The following is a 3245-nucleotide window of genomic DNA, read 5'->3' on the forward strand; positions in this document are numbered from 1 at the left end:
AGCTTGCTTTTCGCCTCGTACTTCATGAAGGTATGTTTCTTTAAGAAACCGACGCCGTGCTCGCCGCTTCCGACTCCTCCCAAGCTTATGGCCACGCCTATGAGCTCATCGACTATGTTCTCCACGAAGTCGGGCCATTCCTCAAGGGGGATGCGGTCGGGCTTGAAAAACAGGGGGTGGATGTTGCCGTCGGCGATGTGGCCTCCCAGGGCGATTGTAATGTCGTATTTCTTTGCCGTCTCTCCCACGGCCTTCACCATCTCCGATATCTTTGACATAGGCACGACCATGTCTCCGCTGAGGGAGGCGTTGGGATCCACCGCGCGTACGGCCTCGGCGAAGCTCTCCCTGACCTTCCAGATGTTTCGCGACTCCGTGCTGCTTTCGGCGGTGAAGACCTCCATGGCGCCGTGTTCCAGGCAGGTCTCGCCCACCTTTTCTATGTACATGTCCAGCTGTTCGGGCGTCTGTCCCTCCACCTGGATTATGAGGAATGCCTTTGCCTCATCCTGCATGGGAAACGTGGTGTTGTGGTACTTGGTGGCGCACTTCGTTGAAAGCTGATCCATGAACTCGCAGGCCATTAATACAACCCCAGCCCTTAAGATCGCAGCGACCGCCTCGACGGCCTCCTCGATGGATGGGAAGGGCGCCAGGAAGGTGACGGTGTCTCCGGGTGCCGGCTCAAGGTTCAATATGGCCTTGGTCACCACTCCGAGCGTGCCCTCGGAGCCTATGATGATCTGAAGCAGGTCGTAGCCCCAGGTCTGCTTTCTTATCCTGCCGCCCAGCTCCAGGACGTCTCCCGTGGGAAGCACGACCTCTATCCCAAGGACGTGTCGCCTCGTGCTTCCGTATCTGATGACCTTGGCCCCGCCGGCATTGGTGGCGATGTTGCCGCCTATGAAGCTCGTCTCCGTGCTCATGGGGTATCCGGCATACATGAGGCCTTCCTTGAGGACCATCTGGCACAAGTCGTTGGTGACCACGCCCGGCTCGACGACGGCGACGCGGTTTATCCTGTCTATCTCAAGCACCCTGTTCATCCTCTCCAGGGAAAGAAGTATTCCGCCTTTTATGGGAATGGCGCCTCCGGCGATCCCGCTTCCCGCACCCCTTGCCGTAACGGGTATCATTTCCCTGTTGGCCAGCTTCATCACGTTTGATACCTGCTGAGCATTCTCAGGCTTTACGACTACGTCGGGCATCCTGGCGTAGACCTTGCCCGATTCATCGCAGGAATAGGCCTCTATGGCTGACTCATCTGTTGCCATGTTATCCGGTCCAACGATGCTTTTAAGCTCTTCAAGTATTTCCGGCGTGATCTTGTTATACTTTTCGCTCAAATGACATCAATTCCCTTCTTTATCATAAAGTGATTAGCAACAATCATAATACACAATCGTCATTTTTTCCAGCAGAGCAATTATACCTTGCGCCTCCCGACAAAGCGGCTGCCCTCATCGGCCCGAAAATGTATCGGCCATGAAGCGCCTGAAGCTTTGGCGGGAAAAATGGACGTGGCTGCACATTGTGCTATACTATGTAATTATTTACAATAATCGTTAAAAGTTGGGGGTAACAAGCAATGAATATAATCGTGCTGACGAAGGTCGTGCCGGACATAGAAAGGGTGAAGTTCGACGCAGCCAGGGGAGTGGTGGACAGGAGTTCGGCACCGCAGGAGATCAACCCCTTTGACCTCAACGCAATAGAGGAGGCCGTGAGGCTTAAAGAGCGCCATGGCGGAAGGGTGACCGCCATATCCATGGGCCCGAGCGACGCGGAGCAGGCCCTCAAGGACACCATAGCGCGTGGCGTCGACGAGGCCATTTTGCTCACCGACAAGAAGTTTGCGGGTTCTGACACCTTGGCGACCTCTTACGCCCTCTCGCAGGCGATAAAAGCCATGGGCGATTTCGACATAGTGATCTGCGGCGAAAAGACAGTAGACGGCGACACGGGACAGGTGGGAGGCGAGGTATCGGAGCGACTTGGGATTCCCTACCTGCCCTATACGTCAAGGTTAGATTACGAAGATGGAAAATTTAAGGCAAGGGTAGAGCTTGAAAACATGATATACGAGGTGGAGGCAAGCCCTCCATTGGTCGTCTCCGTCACCAAGGACATAAACTCCCCACGCCTCCCGGGGTTCAGGGAAAAGCTCAATGCCCGAAAGGCCCAGGTAAAGAAGATGGATGCCAAGGAGATCGAGGCCGACGAAGGCCTTTTGGGCTTCAACGGGTCCCCGACATGGGTATACAAGATAGAAGTGCCCGAAGAGGGGCAAAGAAATGGTCGAATATACAAGGACCCCGAGAGGGGATTAAAGGAGATCATGGCCGTTCTCGAATCGAGGGGATTGATATGACCGTTAGCGATAAAAGGGAAATGCTCATCTTTGCCGAGCAGCGCAGGGGCAGGGTTCACCCCGTCGCCTTTGAGCTTTTGGGCAAGGCCATTGAGTTAAGCGGTAACCGCGACCTTACGGTCTCGGCGGTGCTTTTGGGCAGCAATGTAAGGGGCGAAGCGCAGGAGTTAATCTATTACGGCGCAAAAAGGGTCTACCTGTTTGATGACCCGTCCTTTTACAATTACGACCCGTTTTTATATAAGGCAAATCTGGTTGCTCTGGCGAGAAAGATAAACCCTTACGCCATCCTCTTTGGATCGACTCACATAGGAAGGTCCCTTGCCCCTAGAGTTGCCGCAGATTTGCAGACGGGACTGACGGCCGATTGCACGGACCTTTCCATAGACGAAGACGGTACCTTTATTCAGACAAGGCCGGCCTTCACGGGAAATATTTTGGCTCACATAAAGACCAAGACCACTCCCAGCATGTCGACGGTGCGATACAAGGTCATGCAGCGTGCCAGTAAGGACGAAAATAGGGAGGGCGTAGTCGTCAACATGACGCCCCTTTCAAGCGACCCTTCCTGGAAGGTCATCAGCGAACATATCATCGAAGGCATAGACCTTGCCGACGCCGAGGTCATCGTATCGGGCGGAAGGGGACTTAAAAGGCCGGAGGACTTCAAAATGCTTGAAGAGCTCGCGAAGCTTTTGGGAGGAGTCGTCGGGTCAAGCAGGCCTCTGGTGGACGAAGGATGGATAGGAAAGGAACATCAGGTTGGCTTTAGCGGAAATACGGTCAAGCCAAAACTTTATATCGCCTGCGGTATCTCGGGAAGCCCGCAGCATCTGGCGGGAATGAGGGACTCCGAGGTAATCATCGCCATAAA

The 3245-nt window shown here is 54.3% G+C and carries 3 protein-coding genes; 2 read left to right on the plus strand and 1 reads right to left on the minus strand.

Features of this window, described 5'->3' with window-relative positions:
• Nucleotides 1–1346 (minus strand): FAD-binding oxidoreductase (locus Q7P41_RS01820; RefSeq protein WP_303881687.1); only part of this gene is annotated, 1346 nt, incomplete at its 3' end.
• A gap of 242 nt (nt 1347–1588) precedes the next feature.
• On the opposite strand from Q7P41_RS01820, the gene Q7P41_RS01825 reads away from it, so the two are divergent.
• Nucleotides 1589–2371 (plus strand): electron transfer flavoprotein subunit beta/FixA family protein, encoded by a 783-nt coding sequence (locus tag Q7P41_RS01825; protein WP_303881688.1) that lies wholly within the window; start codon nt 1589–1591, stop codon nt 2369–2371.
• Nucleotides 2368–3245 (plus strand): electron transfer flavoprotein subunit alpha/FixB family protein (locus Q7P41_RS01830; protein WP_303881690.1); only part of this gene is annotated, 878 nt, incomplete at its 3' end. The genes Q7P41_RS01825 and Q7P41_RS01830, both read left to right, overlap by 4 nt.

The organism is Acetomicrobium mobile (assembly GCF_937920065.1).